The organism is Nostoc sp. FACHB-280 (assembly GCF_014697615.1).
Taxonomy (GTDB): Bacteria; Cyanobacteriota; Cyanobacteriia; order Cyanobacteriales; family Nostocaceae; genus Nostoc_B.
Map to the genome: position 1 here is coordinate 28,162 of NZ_JACJSD010000005.1, position 21,575 is coordinate 49,736.

Here is a 21,575-nt window from a genome sequence, read left to right on the forward strand (position 1 = left end):
AACTTTCCGCAAAATCTAAAATTCAAAATGGCATAATTGTGGTTAATTAGTCTTGCATAGATGTTTATTGGTCTAACGCAAAGATGCCAAGAGTCATAAGGAAAGAACAACTATTGCAAGCAATCTCAATTTTAAGGTCATGAAAAGGTAGATTCCCTGATAAGAAGTTTCTGTTGATACCCTTCTTTGCCTTAACTTCATAAATCTTATTGTGCTGGGTAGCTCAGTATTGATCCACCGTACTTATGCTTAATTTTACAAAATATTTTTTAAGTATAAATTCGGTATTTTAACCTGGTATAATAAAAAATCTTGGTTAGGTATTGAGTTTTATCTAGTAAGACTGGGTAAGACGTGTCAAGGTTTTGAACCTCTTCGGATTTTTATCGCCACAGCTAGTATAAATGAAGTCGAGCGATCGCACTTAGTTAAAACTCCACAACACACAACCTTTAAGTAGAATGATAAGCTTTTGATAATGGCTCAGGTCGAAAAGCATGGACAAAACAGTTACTCTAGAAAATGCCCTTGCATTGATAAAGCAACTTTCGCTAGTAGATAAGATACGCTTGATTGAGCAAATTGCGCCTCAAATTGAGCAAGAGTTGATCAAAATTCAGCCACCAAAGCGCACTTCCTTAAGAGGAATTTGGAGGGGTAGTAACATAACCGAGTCCGATATTGCTGAAGTGAGACAAGAAATGTGGTCAAATTTTCCCCGTGAATGTCGCATTTAGTATAAATCACGCAACAAGTTTTTCAACGCAGAGGTACGCGGAGTTTTTACACATCACTAAATTTGCTATTTACAAAATTTATGTATTTCTTGGTTTCCACTCTCCCTGATCATTATAGTTGGGTGAACCCTGGAAACCGGCAGCATTCCACATGGAATCAAAACAAGGTTTTAAAAGTTGAGGTACTACTAAATCATAATTATCAATAATTACTTCTGGGATTACTAAAATATCTCTATCAATTGTATAAACTCTATTAACCATTCTGTATAAATTATTAACAGGCATATAGTAATTTTTGACCCCAGTAATAGTTAAAAATATAAATATTGGTAGTCCAATATCTAGTTTTTTCAAAAGGTCTATATAATTTGGGATGGACTTAAGTAATTCATGTTCAATATAATCACCATATAGTATTTTTTGATTCTCTTCTCTATTTTCAGGTTGTTTCCATACAGCTTCAACAATACCATTTTTAAAAACTTGAAGATAAGTGTAAGTTTCACCCTCTTGACCCATAACACCATAATCAACACGTCCATCAAAGTTGTATCTTTTAGCTATATGCCTTGGTGATGAAATTGGTATAATAAATTTTGAGCAAGCATCTATCTGACTTAAGTCATAGATTTGGGAAGGATTCATCGAAGTAAATGGTATTAGATGAAGCATAACCATAGGTGAATCCTCATCATAAAATGGAACAGGGGTTTCACCTGCAACTAAGTTTGCTATTCTACTTTCTCTAAATCTTCTGATTTTCTCGTTATTTGTATCCGAAAGATTGAAAGCAATTCTTAACTCATTTACATCCAAGCTATATTTTCCATTGGAACCCCTTGAGTAGAACCTATCATGACTTTTGAATGTTACACGATGAGGACTTATCCAACTTTTATTGATTCTAATAATTACAATAAATTTTGAATTCGATAATCTAATAGGCTTGATAAATATATAAGGTAGTCTTGGTTCAAGTCCACTTCTGATGGTTTGTTCTAGTCCAAGGATTGTTTGATCGATATTATCAATTTCCAAACCTTGTATAGCTATAGCTATTCCCTGATTTTCTTCAATGCCATAAATTAAATCACCTCCACTAGCATTTGCGAAAGATGAAACATCAGCCAAAAATTCTTTTTTATCAGTGTCAGAACCTCCTGGTAAATCACGTTTGTATTCAATTGTTCTACTTTCTGGAACTGAGTTATCTATTAAAACCTGAAAATCATTTTCAGTAATATCGTCAAGGTTTTTAGGGATCATTCTGTTTTTTACCTTGTATAAATATGGATTTAATTACAAAAAATTCTAATTTTTCATCGCCGGATACTGTTTTAAAACCTGCTGTAAATATTGCCCCGTATAAGACTTGGGATTTCTCGCCACATCTTCCGGTGTTCCAAAAGCAATGACTTCGCCACCTTTATCCCCACCTTCTGGCCCTAAATCTATTACCCAGTCAGCACAACGAATTACATCTAAATTGTGTTCAATGACTAAAATTGAATTACCTTTATCTACCAATCTTTGCAAGACATCTAATAATTTATGCACATCATAAAAAGATAACCCCGTAGTGGGTTCATCAATTAAATACAGTGTTTTACCAGTGGCGCGACGAGATAATTCTGTGGCTAATTTGACGCGCTGTGCTTCACCACCAGATAAAGTTGTTGCGGGTTGTCCTAGTTGAACGTAACCCAAGCCAACATCAACTAATGTTTGTAATCTTGTAACGGCTTTGGGGATGTTTTGAAAAAAGTCTAAACTTTCCTCAACTGTCATATTGAGAACATCAGAAATAGATTTATCTTTGTACTTCACTTGCAAAGTATCGCGGTTATATCTTGCACCTTTACAAACTTCGCACTGTACATACACATCAGGTAAGAAATTCATTTCAATGACATTGACACCTTGTCCACTGCAAGCTTCGCAACGTCCACCTTTAACGTTAAAAGAAAATTGTCCGGGTTTATAACCTCTGGCTTTGGCTTCGACAGTTTGCGAAAATACATCCCGAATTACATCAAAAACCCCTGTGTAAGTTGCTGGGTTAGAACGTGGTGTGCGTCCGATGGGAGATTGGTCTATGACAATGGCTTTATCTACTGCATTTAAGCCTTGAATTTTTTCTAATTGTTTCGGTAAAGGTACTTTTTTGGTGAGATGGTGTTGTAGAGATGGGTAGAGTAATTCGTTAATTAAAGTCGATTTACCAGAACCAGAAACACCAGTTACAGCCACAAGTTTACCAAGGGGAATTTCCACATCAATATTTCTTAAATTGTTGCGATGGGCATTTTTAATAATTAAACTGCGTCCATTCCCTTCGCGGCGTTCTGCTGGTGTTTGTATAACTTTTCTACCAGATAAATATGCACCTGTTAAGGATTTTTCTGCTGTTAATAATGCTGGTAAATCACCTTGGGCAATGATATGTCCGCCATGAATACCTGCGCCAGGTCCAATATCAACTAAATAGTCAGCCGCACGGATGGTTTCTTCATCATGCTCAACCACAATTAAAGTATTACCTAAATCGCGTAATTTAATTAAAGTTTTAAGCAATCTCCCGTTATCTCGTTGATGCAAACCAATGCTTGGTTCGTCTAAAACGTAGAGAACTCCTGTTAAGCCAGAACCGATTTGTGTGGCGAGGCGAATGCGTTGTGCTTCCCCACCCGAAAGAGTCATGGCGGGACGGTCAAGGGTGAGATAATCTAAGCCAACATCTAATAAAAATTGCAATCTAGCTCTTATTTCTCGTAATACTAAATCGGCAATTTGCATCTGACGATCGCTTAATTTTAACTGTTCAACTCGCTCCCGACAATCTCTAATCGATACGCCTGTTAAATCTAAAATTCCATATTGTCCCAACTTCACCGCTAAGGCTTCCGGTTTCAACCGTTTTCCACCGCAAACTTCACAAGGTTGGTCAATTAAATACTGTTCTAATTTTTGTTTAACTAACTCCGAACCACCCTCGTATTGCCGTTGTAATATTGGCAAAACACCTTTAAATTGAGTTTTCGCATTTTCTTTGTTATTTTCTTCACCATTTAAAATAATTTGCTGTTGTTCTGCTGACAACTTACTCCAATGGGTTTGTAATTCAAAACCGTGCGCTTGACCCAAACTATACAGCAGTTCCAAATAATAAGAATTTTCCTTTTCTGACCAAGGTGCGATCGCAGCGTAGACTGGTGCTTCAGGGTCAGGTATCACCAACTCCGCCGAAAATCTTCTTAAAGTCCCAATACCGTGACAGTGAGGACAAGCGCCATAAGGAGAGTTAAACGAGAACAACCGTGGTGATAACTCTTCCATCACCGCGCCATGTTCAGGACAGGCGAAGTTCTCGGAAAATACCATTTCTTCGTCTTTCGCTTCTGGGTTCTCAGTAGCCGGACTGACCAGAATCGTAGCAATACCTTCAGATTGCTTTAAACACGTAGACAGAGAATCAACTAAACGCTCTTGTATACCGTCTTTTTTCACCAAACGGTCAATAACAACTTCTATAGTATGTGTAATATTTTTATCTAACTCAATCGAGTCTGACAGTTCCCGCACTTCGCCATCAACCCGTATCCGCACAAAACCTTGGGAAGCCAAACTAGATAGCAGCTTGCGATGTGTGCCTTTTTTACCCCGCACCACAGGCGCAAGAATTTGAAACTTGGTGCGGTCTGGTAAGTCCATAATGCGGTCTACCATCTCATCTATAGTTTGGGGCGCAATACAGCGATCGCATATGGGACAATGGGGTTCACCAGCCCGACCAAACAACAGCCGCAAATAGTCGTAAATTTCCGTTACTGTCCCCACAGTGGAACGGGGGTTGTGAGATGTCGATTTTTGGTCAATGGATATCGCCGGACTTAAACCTTCAATGGCTTCCACATCCGGCTTATTTAACTGTCCTAAAAATTGTCTGGCGTAAGCACTGAGAGATTCGACATAACGCCGTTGACCCTCAGCAAAAATCGTATCAAATGCCAGCGAAGATTTACCCGAACCTGATACACCAGTGAATACTATCAGGCGATCGCGCGGCAACTCCAAGTCAATATTCTTCAGATTATGCTGCCTCGCACCCCGAATCCTAATGGTATTTTGACTATTCTGGCTAGTTTGGGGAAGATGTCCATTGAGAAGGGATGCGGCGGCTAACTTGTTATCTGACATATTGGCAGGCTGATAAGTGGGAGGCAGTATGAAACAGTTCTTAATAATACTATTTTTACTCACCTAATACCAGAACAATAGTACTATTTTAAGTAGTGATTGCCCATATTACTACTACAGACATCCTCCCGTGTCTGCTAATTTAAAAGCATCACAATTAAACATCGTGCTGAGGGCGAAGCTATGGTAACGCAAATCCAACCGCAGACCCAACCAGAAGTTATCTACCCAGATAGTGACGGACAACCAGTGGCGAATAACACCATACAGTTTCGATGGATTGTCGAAATAAAACAAAATATCGATTGGCTATTTGCGTCTGATCCTAACGTATTTGTGGCTGGAGACTTGTTTTGGTATCCCGTTGAAGGTCGCAATAAGATTTTCAATGCGCCTGATGTTATGGTCGTTCTTGGTAGACCTAAAGGAGATAGATTATCTTACCTGCAATGGAAAGAAGGCGGGACTCCTCCCCAGGTAGTATTTGAAATCCTTTCACCTAGTAATACTCAAGTTGAAATGGACAAAAAATTACTTTTCTATGATCGTTATGGTGTAGAAGAGTATTACATTTACGACCCTGACAGCAATAACTTACAAGGTTGGTTACGTAGTGAAGATGGATTAGATGTCATCCCGCAGATGGAAGATTGGGTGAGTCCCCGGTTAAAAATTCGCTTTGTACCATCTCCAGAAGATTTACAACTTTATCGTCCCGATGGAGAACGTTTTTCAAGCTATGCAGAAATTTCCCAACGGTTAGAACAAGAACACAAACGTGCCGAACAAGCAGAACAAGCAAGACGCAATGCTATTCCTCAACTTTTACAAATGGGTTTAAGCATAGAACAAGTCGCCCAAGCTTTGAGTTTATCTGTGGAAGAAGTGCAAAGGATGTCTTAAGACATTGTTCACCAGCCGGGAAAGATAAATTGCAAGTCACTTGACCATCACTAGCGCGATCGCTTTATTTATGGCAACAATATCTGAAATATCGGTCTTTCTGTCTCGGCAAAATTTGTCTATCTGCTCATTTCTCGCTGTAGCTGATGTTTAAATCTGCGAAAAATACTGATTTCAATTGTTATATTAAGTTTTATAACTATTAGACGAAATTCTCTCCAATGATAGATGTCTTCATTAGAATTTAAACTGTGTCAAGTTATAAACAAGATCGGATTACTACACTACCGTTTCCGAGAAAATTGCGATTTACTGAACGTAGAAAGAAAGAGGTTCTGATTTAAACAGTTACTTTAATGTCCTATTGTACCTTAGTCAGAACAAGATTTTTCCGGTACGTGTGGTTGTCACGTTGTATATATTCATCAGAAAGGTGAATAACCTCAATAACATAGAGGCTAAACCATGAAGGTATTCGATAATACCACAAAAAAAATTTTTCTGGCAAGCTGGGTTTCACTCAATTCGGCAGAGGTTAGCAAAACCTATGTAACCCAGTTACACCATCCTAGTTCTCACTCAGGCTTTGATATTTTATTACCCCTGCGGCAGTGGTTAAATAATATAGAAGTCCGCGATCGCGAATTAGCTCATCGTTTGTGTAAACTGATCCCCTCTCAATGTCCTTTTGAACGCGATATCAAATTATTCGGCAAAACCATCCTACACATCCCGCCAATGTGCAAACTCAATCCTTTATATGAGGAAGTCGTGAGTTTGCGTTTCCGCGCCTTGTGCTACTTAGCAGATGAATGCGGCGAGGATGTTTCCCAGTACTGTTAATACAAGTCAATATTCAATGCTCAATAGTCCATAGTCGAAGTTAATTACTCTTGACTATGGACTATTGATTTTTGACTACTATGGCAGTCGACGTATAGGTTTAAAAAGCACGAACGCCAAGCATAGTAGGACTTTGATTTATACATATCTTGCACCAGGCGACTAGAAGTCGCGGCTACACAGGCAAAACCCGCCTATGCGGGTTAAGAATCTTTATTTTCTTTTAGTCCGCGCAGGCGGACTTTGTTTGTATAGCCGTGGTTTCTAATCGCTAGGGCTAGGTGTAATATTGTAAGTTTACCTTCTGCCATATCTATTTTTTCTGCCATTTACGGATTGCTTCTTGAGCATCTTCATACACAGATGTCTCTTCTGGAACTAAGGTGGCGGTGGTAATGGCAGATTGGAGATCACCTTCAGCAGCACGAGTTTTTGCTAGGTCTAAGATTTTCTCGCTCCATTTATTGATTGATTTTTGAGCCAGATCAAATCCTGGCTGACCCTGGGGAACGCGCTTGGCTACTTCAATGGCACGATTGTATGTAGAGGCTTGCCCTGGCTTAATTAAGGCATTAGCCGCATCTAATAAAGTTTTGTTAGCGAGATATTGCTTGGCTTCTTGTCGCCACTGTTTAATTACTGTTTGAGCTTGGGGATAAAGGGAGCTTTCTTTACTGATGAGTTGTGCGGCGGCGATCGCATTGGTATATTGTCTTTGCTTGGCACGACCCTCGGCTAAATTGAGGATCATGTTACTCCAAATATTGATATTTTCTTGGGCTTGTTCGTAAAGCGGTTCACCTGGCGGAATTTTTCTGGCTGTGGCGATCGCTAAACTCAAATCACTGGCTTGAGTTTGTCTAAGAGACATTTTCGCCAAATCTAATACAGCTTGATTGCGGTTCTTCGACTCAGAAAGAGAAGCTATTTGAGCAGCAGACTGATTTTTTGCAGGAACTACTTGTTCATGTTCATGGGACTTTGCTGATAAAGCCTCTCGACCTGCCACAAACTTTTCTTGATTGCGAAGAAAGACCACTGTCACTACAGCTACTATTAACATCACACCACCGCCCCAAAAGAAAAATTGTTGCCACCATAAGGTGTTGGCTTTTTTCTGAGGTAAACGTGAGATGTAAGGTTGAGGAACATCGGGAATGAATCTCCCTGCACTTGTTTCTGAAGCAGGAATCGCTAATTGCCCTTGCTGGTTGCTATATTCTTCGTTAGTGATTAAGTCGGGTGATAGAGAAAGTTGTGGTTCTCCTAAATTGAAACTGGGAAACTTCAAATCTGGTAATCTGGCAGCAACAGCTGACTGTAAAACCGATGCTTCTCCCCAAATCCCAATATGCGGCGAATTTACGGGATTTTTGGTTGATGTTGGCGCTAAGGGGGGAGCCGCCAAAGCCACAGCAAAGTTTTCTTCAGGAAAAATACTACCTTCAGCTTCAGTTGTCTCTAATTCATGGGGTGCGGCTTCTGTTGGTTCTAGTGTGCTGGGAACTTCTGTAACTGAATGATTCACCTCTGGCTGTGGCAAGATGACAAAAGATTTAGCAGGTAATACCGCCACTGGATTTTGTGTCGGTCGCCAATAGTGTTGGCATAATTCTGGGGTGAACACATTTAAATAGCTGTTTAAATCTGCCAAACTGCTGCCATGACCAGAACGTAATGCAGCCAACAAAGCCGCAGTAAAAAATCCGTAACCTAGCTCACTACTTTCACGGGAAAATTGTTCTGGTTCGCAAGACAGAATTGTTGCTAATTGTAATTCTTGCGCTATTTCAATGGTTTCTTGTCCAACGGTTGCATCTGCTTGTGTACTGGAAGCGCGGTTAATATCAAGCAGCACTAAAGCATTCAGTTCAGCTATATGGAGACTTTGCAAGAGCGATCGCATTTCGATGGCGGTTTCCTGCATCAACTCAGGATTGCCTTCTACTGGCATCAAGTAATCTTGGCTTGCATGGTTAACACCATAACCACTAAAGAAAAACCACAGATAATCCCCTGGTTGCCAACAAGCTGCTGCTAAATCTTCTAACAACAGCAGAATATTGTCTTTTGTGGGATAGGTAGACCTATCACCAATTGGCGGCGAAGTATCTGTCATTAATAGACAGCGTTGGGGAGAAAAACCTGCTTCTTGAACCAAAAAATCTTTTAGCGCCTCGGCATCGGCTTGGGCGCAACGTAAAGGTTGAAAAAATTGATATTGATTGATGCCGATTGCGATCGCCCAGTGATTTGCCATCCCGCTATTTGTAGGTTGTGGTTGACTTGCCTAAAATTGCGGTTGGCTTTGCCGAAAGAACAAAGCTAACCTATGTCTTATAGCCTCGGAATTTCTCATGAAATCCCAAAGACTAAGTAATTTTTATTGCCTTTAATTTCAGTAAAAATTCTCAGACAATTCAATTACAGGCCATTAATTAGTAAGGAGCTTTCAGGTTATGACCAAGAATGTTGCTAACCAACAATCATCGATCATTTCCTTTTTATTTATTAGCCAAGTTATCAAACAAATCCGGATATTTCCATTAATATTTTTGCTCTTTTCTAGCCTACCTGTATGGATTGTGGCAGAAGTAATTTCACCACAGATGGTAAGAGCTTACACAGCTAGAGTTGATTTAATTATTGATAGATTACCTGATGAAAGCTATGAAACTACACTGCGGAGAGCCGAAGCTACAGCTAGAGCCGCCGCACAACGCAGTTTTGACCAGGATATATTAGCTACAGATGTATCGATTATTGTCTCCGTACAGAGCTACGGTGCGATCGCACCAATTTTAGCTTTAGAAGTCAGCCGTACCCAATGGCGTTCCCGTCCTGATGCTCAACTTTGGGCGACTTACTTTAAAACCGCGCGATCGCTATTATTCTTTGAACAAACCCCAACCAACCCCGTCAATATCCCTCCCATCACCACCGTTGCACCAGCAACCACCACACCGTAAGTTAAAAGTGCTGAGTGCTGAGTAAAAATACTAGCCCCTAGCCTATAACCCCTAACTTGTAAATTACGCGTAGACCATTGCAGATGCAAAGAGATGGCTTAGAATAGAAAGGTTGTCAAAAATTGCGATATCCGCTACTATGGCTGTCCCTAAGAAGAAAACATCTAAATCTAAACGCGATAAACGTCGAGCTACTTGGAGACATAAAGCTGCTGTTGAAGCTCAAAAAGCTTTGTCTCTGGGCAAGTCTATTTTGACTGGACGTTCTACATTTGTCTATCCTGCTGCTGAAGAAGAGGAAGAAGAATCATAATTTCCGATTAGGAAAAACCCTAGCATCACCGAAGATTTGAGCGGTGACTTTTACCGCTCAGGCTTTCTAGTATTTCAGCAAAAGTTTTTCCGAAATTTCTTCTACTTATTAATAGTTTATGTCTATTGTGCAGCAAGTAATCGGATACATAAAAAATCGGTAATGAATAATTTGGAAAATCCATTATCCATTACCTATTACCCATGACTGATGATCAGATAATCATAATCACACAGTAAATTATCTGGATATCCTAACGATGTAGGTGTTCAGCAAAATTAATATTTCTTCTCTGTCTGAGTCTAGTTGTTCATACTCAGGCACTCTAGCACACTCAAAATCAGGTTTAGATCATCGTCTCGAAATAGCCAAGTGTTTCAATTAACCTAATTTTGCTGAGAATATGTTAGGCAAGTTTTTTCAAAAGCCAGATAAAGAACAGGGTGAACGTGTCCCGCCTGGACAGCACCTCGCCAAAGGTTTCCCTGTACTAACTTATGGTGCAACACCCAAAGTCAATATCGAAGAGTGGGAATTTCGCATTTGGGGTGCGGCTAAACCTGCTGTTTTCACTTTGTCGGACTTTATGGCACTACCACAGCACGAATTTACAGCAGATTTTCACTGTGTTACCCGTTGGTCAAAACTGGATGTCAAGTGGACTGGCATTAAGGTAACAGATTTGATGAATTTGATAGAGGTAGAACCAGAAGCAGCCCATATCATGGAACATTGCTATGGTGGCTACACTACAAATATCGCCATTGAAGATTTTGTCCGCGAAGAAAATTTCTTTGCTTTTCAATTGTTTGGAGAACCATTACCCGCAGAACACGGTGGCCCCTTGCGGTTAGTTGTTCCCCATCTCTACGCTTGGAAAAGTGCCAAGTGGATTAATGGTTTAGAATTTCTCAAAAAAGAAGAACTGGGTTTTTGGGAACGCAACGGTTATCATCGCCGTGGCGAACCTTGGGCGGAAGAACGTTATAGCAGTAGTTTTTGATTTGAGCAAAATCCTCAAAGAATATCCGATATTTTCTTGTGGGATGGGTGTCCTCACCCGTCCCACAAGATGAATAATTTATTTTTTACTTAATTAATCGCTTCAAAAAGCCCAATTTGTCTTGATATGGGGCGTAACGCCATTTTAAATCTAACCAGAAGGAGTTATGCAACACGCTTTTATGGTGAGAAAAGGTATCAAAACCCGCTTTACCATGATAGTTACCAATACCACTATCACCTACGCCACCGAAGGGTAAAGATGAAACACCAAGGTGCATTACTGTGTCATTCAGACAAACACCACCAGAGGAAGTTTCTTGTAAAACTTGCTGTTGCAGATTTTTGTTTTGTGAAAACAGGTATAAAGCTAAGGGTTTTGGTTTGGAATTAATTAAGGCGATCGCTTCTGTAATATCGGTATATTCAACTACAGGTAAAATTGGCCCAAAAATTTCTTCCTGCATTACAGGGTCTGTCAAAGAGACTTGATCAATAATTGTCGGGGCAATATAACGTTCTTCTAGTTTGCTTTCGCCACCAGCAACAATTTCACCTTTATCAAGCAGTTTAATTAACCTTTCACAGTGTTTTTGACTGATAATTCTGGCATAATCAGCACTATTGTATGGGTTTTCGCCATAAAATTCTGTGAGAGTTTTTCTCAAGCAATTGATTAAGTCTGGCTTAATTTTTTTATCAACTAAAAGATAATCTGGAGCAACACAAGTTTGTCCAGCATTAATAAATTTACCCCAAGTAATCCGTCTAACGGTATGTTCTAAGTTAATATCTGCATCAACAATACAAGGGCTTTTGCCGCCTAATTCTAAAGTTACTGGCGTGAGATGTTTTGCTGCGGCTTCCATAACAATTTTACCTACAGCCGTACCACCAGTAAAAAAGATATGGTCAAATTTTTCTGCAAGTAGCTTTTGACTGGCTTCTACACCACCTTCTACTACAGTGATAAACTCTGGTGCAAAATATTTAGCCATCATTTTGGCTAACAAACTAGAGGTAGCGGGGGCAAGTTCTGAAGGCTTGAGAATGGAACAATTACCTGCGGCGATCGCACCGACTAAGGGTGCAATAATCAAATTAAAGGGATAATTCCAAGGGCCAATAATTAAAACTACTCCTAAAGGTTCAGCATAAATTTTAGCTGAATAAGAAAAGAACTCGATTGGCACTTCGGCTTTTTGTGGTTTAGCCCAAGAGTGCAAATGTTTAATGGCATAATCAATTTCTTTGGTAATACCAATTTCTGTTGCGTAAGATTCAAATTCTGGTTTCTGAAAATCTGCTTTTAAAGCTTGTAAAATCTCCGTTTCGTTATCAATTATTGCTTGTTTGAGAGTTCTGAGCTTTTCTAAACGAAAAGCTATATCTTTGGTTTTCCCAGTTTGAAAAAATTGCCGTTGCTGAGTAATAAGTTCTGCAATATTAGATAATTCAGCAGTAATCATGATGTTATCCTCTAGTATTTTATCGAGAGGCTGAGATACCCAACTTCTTCAAGAAACCAGGTATCTTGCTATTCACAAATGATTTAGGACTGCTATGGATCATAATTGATCAACTTATTATTTCTTCAAGATTTAAGTGGTAAACGGACAATAAATTGGCTGCCTTTACCTAATACAGAATTAACAGAAATCTGTCCTTGATGTGCCTCGACAATTCGGCGAGACAAATACAGTCCTAAGCCACTACCGGAACTTTTGTGGCTACCTTGACGAAATCTCTGAAACAATGTTGTTTGTTCTTCAGGTGGAATACCCGAACCTGTATCGGCTACCACAATATCAATATAGTCACTACCAGAGATAGATGACGTGCTTCCCAAGGAGGAAATTTCTGGATTTTTATCTGCGGGGGAGAGGCGCACTGCAATATAGCCGGATTCAGTAAATTTAATGGCGTTACCTATAAGGTTAGTCAACAGGCGGTGCAGTTCTAAGCGATCGCCCATAATATTACTGTTAGTTAGTTCCTCGTCATATTTCTGTTGGATAGTCAGTGCTTTAGCTGCGGCTAAAGGTGTAAGTTCACCAACTACTTCGGCAATTAATAGCTTTAAATCTACGGGTTGAAACGCCAGGGTTTTGCGTCCGGCTTCAAATCGATACACTTCTAATAAAGTATTCACCATTGAGAGCAAGTTGGCATTGCTACGCGCCATGATGGTGAGTACTTCTCGCATTTGTGCAGATAATTCACCCAAAGCACCTTGCTCAAATAACATTAACATCCGATCAGCCGCGACTAAGGGCGTACGCAAGTCATGGGTGAGTCGAGAAACAAAGTCTTCTCTCTGACGGGCAATTTCATCACGCTCATCCATACTATGCTTGAGTCGTAATAGCGATCGCACTCTGGCAAGTAATTCATCTACCGTCACAGGTTTACGAATAAAATCATCAGCGCCCAAATCTAATCCACGCGCAACGTTGGGTGCATCGTGCGCTGTGATTAGCAAAATTGGAATATATTGCTGCAAGTTCATCTCCCCACGAATGCGCCTGGTAACTTCATAACCATCCATTCCTGGCATCATTAAATCCAGCAATACCAAGTCACAAGGAGATGCTTCTAGTTGGGCTAACGCTGCAAAACCGTTTTCTGCGGTGCTAACTGTATAACTTTCTTCTTCTAGTATGGTTTTAATTAAAAAAACATTATCTGGTGAATCATCGACCACCAAAATTTTGTCAGGGCGCGGCGATAGTGAACTCATGTGTAGGGAAGATTTTTGGTAGATGTGAGTTTTTGAGCAAAACTGCTATATTGCTACCACTTTTTACTGATTTGTTTTTTAGCTTACATTCCGCGATTTAAAGTGGCACAATCAACAATTTTAATTTAATTGTAGAAAATTAAAAGGCAGGTATATCAATACTTATAGCTTGAGAAATGGCGATCGCTTCATTTAACGCAAACCTCTACAAGCAGATATTTATTATCATTCTCAGATAATTAGCATCTATTTATAGAATCTAGGGTTAATAATTATAGCTAACCAAAAAATTAGTATTTTCATTCCTCTAACGTAAAGATAAAGCCTCTGATGCGACTTCCATAACAGAGTATGGCGAAAAAATAGATCATTACGTTTACATTCTTTAATAAAAGTTATTTAATGGTAATAATTTTAGGATTTTAAGAAATTTGTGTTCACAATTTTCCCCTTATTTTCATGGTTTACATACTAAGTCTCTTATCCAGTAAGCGTTGTAGGGTCTTGATTAAATTTTGATTATTTTTAGTCAAATTTGTAAAGAAATATAAATTTAAGTTACTAGAAAGTTTATGACCAAAATTCTAGGTGAATTAAAACAGCTATAAACAATGAATATCAAGCCTTGGATGCCTTGAAAGGCTTCTATAAATACAACTCAAAACTTTACATTGCTGCAAGTAAAAATCAAAAAAATATTACAGAATATTAAGTGAAACATCCAAGTAAAGTAAATTCATGTAGACTTATTTCAACAGGCATTAAAAAAATTTGTCTGTTCAATATTTAACTAAACATTGCACTCATAAAACAATGACTACAACCTTACAACAGCGTTCTAACGCTAACGTATGGGAGCGGTTCTGCAATTGGATCACTAGCACCGAAAACCGTATTTATGTCGGTTGGTTCGGTGTATTAATGATTCCTACATTGCTGGCTGCAACCACCTGCTTCGTAATCGCATTCATCGCGGCTCCTCCAGTAGACATCGATGGTATCCGTGAACCCGTTGCTGGTTCTTTAATCTACGGAAACAACATCATCTCTGGCGCAGTTGTTCCTTCTTCTAATGCGATCGGTTTGCACTTCTACCCAATCTGGGAAGCTGCTTCTTTAGATGAGTGGTTGTACAACGGTGGCCCTTACCAGTTGGTAATTTTCCACTTCCTGATCGGATGTGCTTGCTACATGGGTCGTCAGTGGGAATTGTCTTACCGCTTGGGTATGCGTCCTTGGATCTGCGTAGCTTACTCTGCTCCTTTGGCTTCTGCTACCGCAGTATTCTTGATCTACCCCATCGGTCAAGGTTCCTTCTCTGATGGTATGCCCTTGGGTATCTCCGGTACCTTCAACTTCATGATCGTGTTCCAAGCAGAACACAACATCCTGATGCACCCCTTCCACATGCTCGGTGTGGCTGGTGTATTCGGCGGTTCTTTGTTCTCCGCAATGCACGGTTCTTTGGTAACTTCTTCCTTGGTTCGTGAAACAACCGAAACCGAATCTCAAAACTACGGTTACAAATTCGGTCAAGAAGAAGAAACCTATAACATCGTTGCAGCACACGGTTACTTCGGTCGCTTAATCTTCCAATATGCGTCCTTCAACAATAGCCGTTCCTTGCACTTCTTCTTAGCTGCATGGCCTGTAGTTGGTATTTGGTTTACCGCTTTAGGTATCAGCACAATGGCGTTCAACTTGAACGGTTTCAACTTCAACCAATCAGTGATTGACTCTCAAGGTCGCGTCATCAACACCTGGGCTGACATCATCAACCGCGCTAACTTAGGTATGGAAGTAATGCACGAGCGTAACGCTCACAACTTCCCCTTAGACTTAGCTGCTGGTGAAGTTAAACCTGTTGCGTTGACTGCTCCTGCAATCAACGGTTAATTTGCTAGAGATTGTCTCTAAATAATTAATAAAAAACGCTCTCCTGAAAAGGGGAGCGTTTTTGTTTGCGTTGAGGGGGATTGTCTTAGCTTTCGGTTATCATAGCTACAACGTAAATATTCAAATCAATGGCTGAAACTGGCAGAATTAGGGTTGCTAAAGATAAAGCAGATTTAGTAAAAGCGTTAACATCTTCTGGTGGTGGTACAGGGCCTTTTCAAACCTTTGCTGATGTGATTGTATTTGCAGCAGCTTTGGGTGTAAAGCATAAAAAGCGTGTACCTTTAGGCGAAATTTCTAAACGCGAACCATCACCAATCCGATTGGAATATTTCGCTTCTGTGGGGAATGATGTGGTGATTAAATTATTGGGAATGATAGAAACCCAAAATATTAACATCTTATCCATTCATGAAGAGGAATATGAAACTCAACGCAACAGTATTTTTGAAGAGTATGCGAATGGAGGATTAGAAATTTTACGCAATGAGTTGCGTGGAGCAGTGGATTACTCAGAGAGAATTTTATTGTTTCTCAGTTATGAACGAACTCAAAAAGATAATGAAGAAGAGGAATTTGATTTAAGTAAATTCCTCTCTTGAGCAAATTGATTTATTTATCGCATTAATAACAAAAACTTATATCCATCCTAACTGCATTATAACCATCTTAACAGCATCATTGACAGCATTTGCCGCAGTGGATAATTTATAAGGTTTATCAGGATTTTTTGGTTTTGGGTCTATCCTAACTATGTTATCTTTCCACAATGGGTTCTCTCTTGACCAATCTATCTGCGAAAGTTGTAATATTTTCTCTTCGTTAAAATAGTTATCTGTTTTAGAATACGTATAATACAACAAACGTCCTAAAACTTCTAAGCCAACACTTACACCTAAAATGCAGTCGTCTTTGAATGCAGCTACTTCAGCTTCAGTCAACTCTTCAATACTTGTATCAAAAATATATTCTGTGTTGCTGCATTGTGAGAAAAATTTATTTAGACAAATAACTAAAGCATCAGATGTTGCATAGACATCATAATCTCGTAACTGATGATTGGGATCGTTGGTGAAAACACAACTAACAAACCTAGCTATGAAGTTAGTTGTATAAATCAACTTTTGTTTAGTAGCTGGACTAGACTTAATCTTCTCTGTTTTATCTTGAAACATTGGCACTCTTTGTACTAGTTCTTTAGTAATGCCAACACGACCAGAAAATTCACCAAATGATAATAAAAGTGATTTATCTAATTGTCTAGTTTGTGCCATGTCTCTAAAATCTGTCTGACATTGGCGAAAGTCGCCTTCTAAAACTAGAGTAATTGGAAAATCATCATCGCTAATTAAGCTACCTTCAGCACTCTCTATTAATTCATGAATAGCACGCTTACGATGTTGTCCGTCTGTAATATCTAACTTAACTCCACGACGAATAACAACTAGACAAATTCCTCTACCTAATTCAATTATTGTAATATCTTTTGGATTTACATTCGCTGTTAAGGTTCCCACAATCCAAGGTTTGTCTTTTTTCGCACGTTCAACTACATATTGTTTAATTTCTTCTACATGACCTTTTACTTCTGGGCGATTTTTTCCAGAATCCGGATCATTACCAGTTGATGGTTTTGCTTGCAGAAGCCCAGAAAAATCACTTGCAGGTATATTTATTTGTAGCATAGTACGCTTACCCTGCTTAAAAAGTAGACCAGGGTAACAACGTTCACGATGATACGTAGAAAAAAATGGTTCAAGGAAAGTATTAAACTTCGCTTGAACTTCTGGTGAAATAGTATTAGCACTATCCTGGTTTACGTTAACCATAAAAACAGTTGTATAATTCGAGGTAAGTATCTATCATGCTATGCTGTTTTTAAGCGGTTCGTAATCAGTAAAAACTCTATTGAAATTTTCTTGTTAGAGCCTGTAATTCATATCAGCAATGGAAGCCCTACCGCTTTTGGATCGACAAACTCACCATTAAAACTTATAGTTTTATTTTCCACAGTTCTTGCATTAGCTAAAGCCTTACGGAGATCAGCTACTTCCATTGGATCTTGAAGTCCACCCAAAATGTAAATTAATAACTTAGCCGCTAAGTCTTTTCCAGAAACTTGTACTCGCTTTTTATTCGGGTCATATAAAACCCCATACCAAAGAGACTGAGGATATTCCATCCCAGTAAAGCCACCTTGTTGGTCAAATTTTTTCAATTTCTTGAAAATATTGGTTAGAGAAACACCCTTTTTAAAAACCATAAATCCTAAAGCTTGCGCTATAGCAACTTGCGCTACAGGACGGAAAAGTATATTTGCTTCGCCGCTACCTTTTTCAAAACTAAATCTTCGCAAAACTGGTGTATCTTCATGTTCTAAAATCTTGTAACTAGGTAAACTAGCCAAGTTATCAAACAGCTTTTTAAATTCCGCAATTCCCTGCTCAATTTCTTCGTCTTCTGGACGCATCGGAATCAAACCTTTTTCTAATGGTTTCCAGTGAGGGAATTTTTGACCTAAATATCGCTCAGACATATCTTGTAGGGCTTGCAATGTCGTCAAAACTGTAGAATTTGTGGCTACAGTTGCACTATTCCAATTAACGCGCGGGTTTCGATTTGGACGTTGTTCTAAAAGTGGATGAGTTACTGCTATTTTTCGCGCCACAATAGAAAAACCGTCGTCTTCATTTAACTGTGCTAACTGACCCTTAGTTAAAGGTGCAGCCATCAAGTTAACATGAACAAAAATCGACCTTACTCTTCTTCTAGCTTCGTTACGAGTTTCACCAGAATTAACTGCACAAATAAATTCAATACCAATTTTTTCTTTAGGTAAGCTTTGCAAATAAGCAGGATCTACTTGATACTGCTCGATTAAATCTGAGATAGTAATAAAACTATCATCGGCAGTTTTATCTTTTTTATATCGCTGGAGTTTACCAGTTTTAATTAACTCAATTAAACCCTGAACTCCCATCAGCCGATGTTGACCATCTAGTGCATAAATGGTGACATTTTCTTCAGAAACATTGAGTAAGCCCACCTTACCATCTTTATCTAGAGGTGTAAAATCGGTAGTAGACTTTGTAGCGCGTTCCTCATTGTCCCACTCAGAGGCTTTTGAGTTATCAACCCAAGGCTGGTTAATTACTACAAGAACTGGGGGAAACTTATGATTTTTTCTCGCAGCCAAATATTGAACTAAAGGTGCTTGGCGTGACCAGTCAACAGGACGCTGTTGAATTTCATCGATACTATCTGCATCGATTTCAATATTATCAGTCTCTGGATTATATTTTTTTTGCAACAGAGGTAAACCAGAAGCGAAATGAACTCGACCAGCGAACCATTCTAGAGTCACGGAACCAATATAGGCTTCAATTCCGCCCATCTCCGTTTTCTGTACCAGAATTTGGTCTTTTTTCTCTAAGAATTTTTCTAAAAGTAAAGCTAGTACCTGTTTATCCTTGTTGTCTCTCTCCAGGTACTCTTTAGCAATCTCAGTGGTGAGGTTAGATGCAATGTCACTCATATTAATTTTTAAAAACTTAGTCTTGTAACCTAGCTATATTGTCCAAAAAGTTAGATACTAATAAATCAGTTTTTAAAAACTTTTTGGGAAGCCGCGCATTCCATACACTGGAGTAAAAAGCGGTAACGCCCAAATGTCCAGAGGTAGGAAGCAATGACTGAAGCACAACAACCAGAAAATAAAGGTCAGCAGAAAGGTACTGTAGCAGAATTAGTAGAGGATATCCAAGCTCTGACCATTGAAATTCAAGAATTGTATTGTTTGGATGCGATTCCTTGGGTTGTAGGTTATTCGGGTGGTAAAGACAGCACTGCTACTTTACAGTTGGTCTGGAATGCGATCGCTGGACTCCCACCAGAAAAACGGACTAAAACAATCTACGTCATTACTACAGACACATTGGTAGAAAACCCGATTGTTGCAGCTTGGGTGCGAAATTCTCTACAGCAAATGAAATTAGAAGCTCAAGCGCAAGAATTACCATTTGAACCTCATTTGTTACAGCCAGATTTTAAAGAAACATTTTGGGTGGGTTTGATTGGGAAAGGTTATCCAGCACCAAGAGGTAAATTCCGTTGGTGTACAGAACGTCTGAAAATCAATCCCTCGAATCGCTTTATTCGTGATGTCATTCGAGCTAGTGGAGAAGCAATTGTTGTGCTGGGTACTCGCAAAGCAGAAAGCACAAAACGCGCTAACAGAATGAAAAAATTAGAAGCTCTGCGGGTACGCGATCGCCTAAGTCCTAACATGAATTTGCCGAATTCTTTAGTTTACAGCCCTATTGAAGACTGGCAAAATGATGAAGTTTGGATTTATTTAATGCAGTGGGAAAATCCTTGGGGATATAGCAATAAAGACTTATTTGCTATGTATCGGGGTGCTTCTGCTGATAATGAATGTCCCTTAGTAGTGGATACGTCTACTCCAAGCTGTGGTAGTTCTCGTTTTGGTTGTTGGGTTTGTACCTTAGTCAGCCAGGATAAATCTCTAGCGGCTATGATTCAAAATGATGAAGAAAAAGAGTGGATGCAGCCTCTACTTGATTTTCGCAAGGAATTAGATGCAGAAGAAACACGCGATCGCCGAGATTTCCGCCGCAGAAATGGAGATGTTCAACTGTATGAGCGCAATCTAGAAGGTGAACTATCTATTGAACCAATTCCAGGCCCTTATGTAAAAGAAGCACGGGAAGATTGGCTGAGAAAATTACTAAACGTCGAAAAACAAATCCGTCAAACAGCACCAGAAAATATGCGCGATATTACTCTGATTTCTACAGAAGAACTTAGCGAAATTCGTCGCATCTGGCTAGAAGAAAGACATGAGTTTGACGATAGTTTACCCCGCATTTATTACGAAGTAACTGGGGAAGAATTCAAAGACCCGCGCCCTGGTGTTGAACATAAACTATTAGGTAGTGACGAATGGGCTGTCTTAGAAGAAATCTGTGCTGATGACACTATGCACTTGGAACTCATGTCAAAACTTTTAAGCACAGAATGGCAATTTCGTAAGAAAACAAAGCGTGTCGGAATTTACGAAACTCTCGAAAAATGTTTTAATACTAGTTCTCGTTCTCCTGAAGAAGCAATTAGGAATGCTCATTTAAAACGTGATTTAAGAGAGGCTGTTAGTCAAGGAGATGTTGCAACAGTTAGAGAAAAAGTCAAGCAGTTAACTTTAGCCGATTTTTCCGCACCCAATGAACAACCAAGTAAACCCGATACACAAAATACATCAAAATCTGCTGACAATGCAAAAACTTGGTCAAATATGAAATTTAAAAAGAAACAGACAAAGGCTTAAGCTTGCTGGTCATCATTAGCATCTCCCAAGTACAGCCTGATAAACTCGTCTGCTGCGGCTGGATTAATTTTTCTGAGTGCATCACGAATTTCTAACAGCTTATCAGCAACGGGGTCTGTCATTTCATTAATCCAACGGTGAATGTTTGGCCGTCCTGTTCCCATTGTGACGGCTAACTTGTTCTGACTGATGCTGTATGTTTCCAACACCTGTTTAAGTGCTTTACCTGCTTTTCCCATGCCTTTGATTGTGTCAAAGGCTTCTAACAGAGTAAATGTTCTGTATATGTAACAAACGAGATAAGATTATCTTGTTACGTTTAAGTAACACGGTAACTTACCTATAAACAGGTTAATTCCAATGACTAAAAGCTTTCTAGCAGATACTTGTCAAACCAGCACACCGCTTGCTTCCACCAATGACTCTACACAAGCAACACCCGATAGAGAGTCTGTAAAAGTAGTAATTTATGGTTCTAAAAAAGGTGTTAATAACACAATTCTGACTTTATACAAACTGGGTTTCGCCCAAGTTAATGAGTGGAGTCCTTGATTACCTAGTTCTAATCCTGGCGAAGTTATGAGTATATTAACAAGGCACATTGTGACAAATTAAGTTAAAAAATACG

General features: G+C 39.3%; 18 protein-coding genes. 10 read left to right on the forward strand and 8 right to left on the reverse strand.

From position 1 onward, the window contains the following. The first annotated feature begins 497 nt into the window (after positions 1-497). Complete coding sequence (locus H6G75_RS05045) at positions 498-737, forward strand: hypothetical protein (protein ID WP_190978875.1); 240 nt, start codon at positions 498-500, stop codon at positions 735-737. Positions 738-815: 78 nt separating this feature from the next. Here H6G75_RS05045 and H6G75_RS05050 read toward each other — a convergent pair whose 3' ends face one another. Then, positions 816-2,006 (reverse strand): helix-turn-helix domain-containing protein, encoded by a 1,191-nt coding sequence (locus H6G75_RS05050; protein WP_190978876.1) that lies wholly within the window; start codon positions 2,004-2,006, stop codon positions 816-818. Positions 2,007-2,051: 45 nt separating this feature from the next. Continuing rightward, the gene (gene uvrA, locus H6G75_RS05055; RefSeq protein ID WP_190978877.1) at positions 2,052-4,937 is read right to left on the reverse strand and encodes an excinuclease ABC subunit UvrA; all 2,886 of its coding nucleotides are present in this window, start codon (positions 4,935-4,937) and stop codon (positions 2,052-2,054) included. 183 nt (positions 4,938-5,120) lie between these two features. Between uvrA and H6G75_RS05060 the strand changes: the two genes are divergently transcribed. Further along, positions 5,121-5,840, forward strand: coding sequence for a Uma2 family endonuclease (locus H6G75_RS05060; RefSeq protein ID WP_190978878.1), 720 nt, complete (start codon positions 5,121-5,123; stop codon positions 5,838-5,840). Between the two features lie 465 nt (positions 5,841-6,305). After that, positions 6,306-6,683 (forward strand): Mo-dependent nitrogenase C-terminal domain-containing protein, encoded by a 378-nt coding sequence (locus H6G75_RS05065; RefSeq protein WP_190978879.1) that lies wholly within the window; start codon positions 6,306-6,308, stop codon positions 6,681-6,683. Between the two features lie 313 nt (positions 6,684-6,996). Here H6G75_RS05065 and H6G75_RS05070 read toward each other — a convergent pair whose 3' ends face one another. Continuing rightward, positions 6,997-8,943 (reverse strand): caspase family protein, encoded by a 1,947-nt coding sequence (locus H6G75_RS05070; protein ID WP_190978880.1) that lies wholly within the window; start codon positions 8,941-8,943, stop codon positions 6,997-6,999. A gap of 199 nt (positions 8,944-9,142) precedes the next feature. Here H6G75_RS05070 and H6G75_RS05075 point away from each other — a divergent pair, with 199 nt between their 5' ends. The 3 genes from H6G75_RS05075 to H6G75_RS05085 all read left to right on the forward strand — a co-directional run bounded on the left by H6G75_RS05075 (position 9,143) and on the right by H6G75_RS05085 (position 10,968). Then, entirely contained in the window at positions 9,143-9,652 is a 510-nt protein-coding gene (locus tag H6G75_RS05075) for a hypothetical protein (protein ID WP_190978881.1), read from the forward strand. A gap of 139 nt (positions 9,653-9,791) precedes the next feature. Then, the gene (gene rpmF, locus H6G75_RS05080) at positions 9,792-9,965 is read left to right on the forward strand and encodes a 50S ribosomal protein L32 (RefSeq protein WP_190591274.1); all 174 of its coding nucleotides are present in this window, start codon (positions 9,792-9,794) and stop codon (positions 9,963-9,965) included. 403 nt (positions 9,966-10,368) lie between these two features. Beyond that, complete coding sequence (locus H6G75_RS05085; RefSeq protein ID WP_190978882.1) at positions 10,369-10,968, forward strand: sulfite oxidase-like oxidoreductase; 600 nt, start codon at positions 10,369-10,371, stop codon at positions 10,966-10,968. An 85-nt stretch (positions 10,969-11,053) separates the two neighbouring features. Here H6G75_RS05085 and H6G75_RS05090 read toward each other — a convergent pair whose 3' ends face one another. Both H6G75_RS05090 and H6G75_RS05095 read right to left on the reverse strand, forming a co-directional pair. Further along, positions 11,054-12,436 (reverse strand): aldehyde dehydrogenase, encoded by a 1,383-nt coding sequence (locus tag H6G75_RS05090; protein ID WP_190978883.1) that lies wholly within the window; start codon positions 12,434-12,436, stop codon positions 11,054-11,056. A 125-nt stretch (positions 12,437-12,561) separates the two neighbouring features. Beyond that, positions 12,562-13,707: a hybrid sensor histidine kinase/response regulator gene (locus tag H6G75_RS05095; protein ID WP_190978884.1), complete on the reverse strand. Its 1,146-nt coding sequence runs from the start codon at positions 13,705-13,707 to the stop codon at positions 12,562-12,564. An 813-nt stretch (positions 13,708-14,520) separates the two neighbouring features. Here H6G75_RS05095 and psbA point away from each other — a divergent pair. Together psbA and H6G75_RS05105 are read left to right on the forward strand one after the other, a co-directional pair. Next, on the forward strand, positions 14,521-15,603 hold the full coding sequence (gene psbA, locus H6G75_RS05100; protein ID WP_190978885.1) for a photosystem II q(b) protein: 1,083 nt from the start codon (positions 14,521-14,523) through the stop codon (positions 15,601-15,603). A 128-nt stretch (positions 15,604-15,731) separates the two neighbouring features. After that, a complete protein-coding gene (locus tag H6G75_RS05105) occupies positions 15,732-16,205 on the forward strand; it encodes a DNA phosphorothioation-associated protein 4 (protein WP_190978886.1) in 474 nt (157 codons plus the stop codon). Between the two features lie 36 nt (positions 16,206-16,241). Here H6G75_RS05105 and H6G75_RS05110 read toward each other — a convergent pair whose 3' ends face one another. After that, positions 16,242-17,432, reverse strand: a complete 1,191-nt coding sequence (locus H6G75_RS05110; RefSeq protein ID WP_190978887.1) for a DNA sulfur modification protein DndB — start codon at positions 17,430-17,432, stop codon at positions 16,242-16,244. Positions 17,433-17,539: 107 nt separating this feature from the next. Then, positions 17,540-19,138, reverse strand: a complete 1,599-nt coding sequence (locus tag H6G75_RS05115; protein ID WP_190978888.1) for a DGQHR domain-containing protein — start codon at positions 19,136-19,138, stop codon at positions 17,540-17,542. Positions 19,139-19,291: 153 nt separating this feature from the next. On the opposite strand from H6G75_RS05115, the gene dndC reads away from it, so the two are divergent. Next, positions 19,292-20,947, forward strand: coding sequence for a DNA phosphorothioation system sulfurtransferase DndC (dndC, locus tag H6G75_RS05120; protein ID WP_190978889.1), 1,656 nt, complete (start codon positions 19,292-19,294; stop codon positions 20,945-20,947). Here dndC and H6G75_RS05125 read toward each other — a convergent pair. Next, positions 20,944-21,186, reverse strand: coding sequence for a helix-turn-helix transcriptional regulator (locus tag H6G75_RS05125; RefSeq protein ID WP_190978890.1), 243 nt, complete (start codon positions 21,184-21,186; stop codon positions 20,944-20,946). The genes dndC and H6G75_RS05125 overlap by 4 nt on opposite strands. Positions 21,187-21,307: 121 nt before the next feature. On the opposite strand from H6G75_RS05125, the gene H6G75_RS05130 reads away from it, so the two are divergent. Then, on the forward strand, positions 21,308-21,499 hold the full coding sequence (locus H6G75_RS05130; protein WP_190978891.1) for a hypothetical protein: 192 nt from the start codon (positions 21,308-21,310) through the stop codon (positions 21,497-21,499). Positions 21,500-21,575 lie beyond the last annotated feature (76 nt).

Excerpts from the sequence above, each read along its gene's own strand:
- H6G75_RS05070 (WP_190978880.1), bottom strand. The coding sequence starts at position 8,943 with ATGGCAAATCACTGGGCGATCGCAATCGGCATCAATCAATATCAATTT.
- H6G75_RS05045 (WP_190978875.1), top strand. The coding sequence starts at position 498 with ATGGACAAAACAGTTACTCTAGAAAATGCCCTTGCATTGATAAAGCAA.
- H6G75_RS05060 (WP_190978878.1), top strand. The coding sequence starts at position 5,121 with ATGGTAACGCAAATCCAACCGCAGACCCAACCAGAAGTTATCTACCCA.
- H6G75_RS05130 (WP_190978891.1), top strand. The coding sequence starts at position 21,308 with ATGACTAAAAGCTTTCTAGCAGATACTTGTCAAACCAGCACACCGCTT.
- H6G75_RS05115 (WP_190978888.1), bottom strand. The coding sequence starts at position 19,138 with ATGAGTGACATTGCATCTAACCTCACCACTGAGATTGCTAAAGAGTAC.
- rpmF (WP_190591274.1), top strand. The coding sequence starts at position 9,792 with ATGGCTGTCCCTAAGAAGAAAACATCTAAATCTAAACGCGATAAACGT.
- psbA (WP_190978885.1), top strand. The coding sequence starts at position 14,521 with ATGACTACAACCTTACAACAGCGTTCTAACGCTAACGTATGGGAGCGG.
- H6G75_RS05085 (WP_190978882.1), top strand. The coding sequence starts at position 10,369 with ATGTTAGGCAAGTTTTTTCAAAAGCCAGATAAAGAACAGGGTGAACGT.
- dndC (WP_190978889.1), top strand. The coding sequence starts at position 19,292 with ATGACTGAAGCACAACAACCAGAAAATAAAGGTCAGCAGAAAGGTACT.
- uvrA (WP_190978877.1), bottom strand. The coding sequence starts at position 4,937 with ATGTCAGATAACAAGTTAGCCGCCGCATCCCTTCTCAATGGACATCTT.
- H6G75_RS05110 (WP_190978887.1), bottom strand. The coding sequence starts at position 17,432 with ATGGTTAACGTAAACCAGGATAGTGCTAATACTATTTCACCAGAAGTT.
- H6G75_RS05050 (WP_190978876.1), bottom strand. The coding sequence starts at position 2,006 with ATGATCCCTAAAAACCTTGACGATATTACTGAAAATGATTTTCAGGTT.
- H6G75_RS05075 (WP_190978881.1), top strand. The coding sequence starts at position 9,143 with ATGACCAAGAATGTTGCTAACCAACAATCATCGATCATTTCCTTTTTA.
- H6G75_RS05125 (WP_190978890.1), bottom strand. The coding sequence starts at position 21,186 with ATGGGAAAAGCAGGTAAAGCACTTAAACAGGTGTTGGAAACATACAGC.
- H6G75_RS05095 (WP_190978884.1), bottom strand. The coding sequence starts at position 13,707 with ATGAGTTCACTATCGCCGCGCCCTGACAAAATTTTGGTGGTCGATGAT.
- H6G75_RS05065 (WP_190978879.1), top strand. The coding sequence starts at position 6,306 with ATGAAGGTATTCGATAATACCACAAAAAAAATTTTTCTGGCAAGCTGG.
- H6G75_RS05090 (WP_190978883.1), bottom strand. The coding sequence starts at position 12,436 with ATGATTACTGCTGAATTATCTAATATTGCAGAACTTATTACTCAGCAA.
- H6G75_RS05105 (WP_190978886.1), top strand. The coding sequence starts at position 15,732 with ATGGCTGAAACTGGCAGAATTAGGGTTGCTAAAGATAAAGCAGATTTA.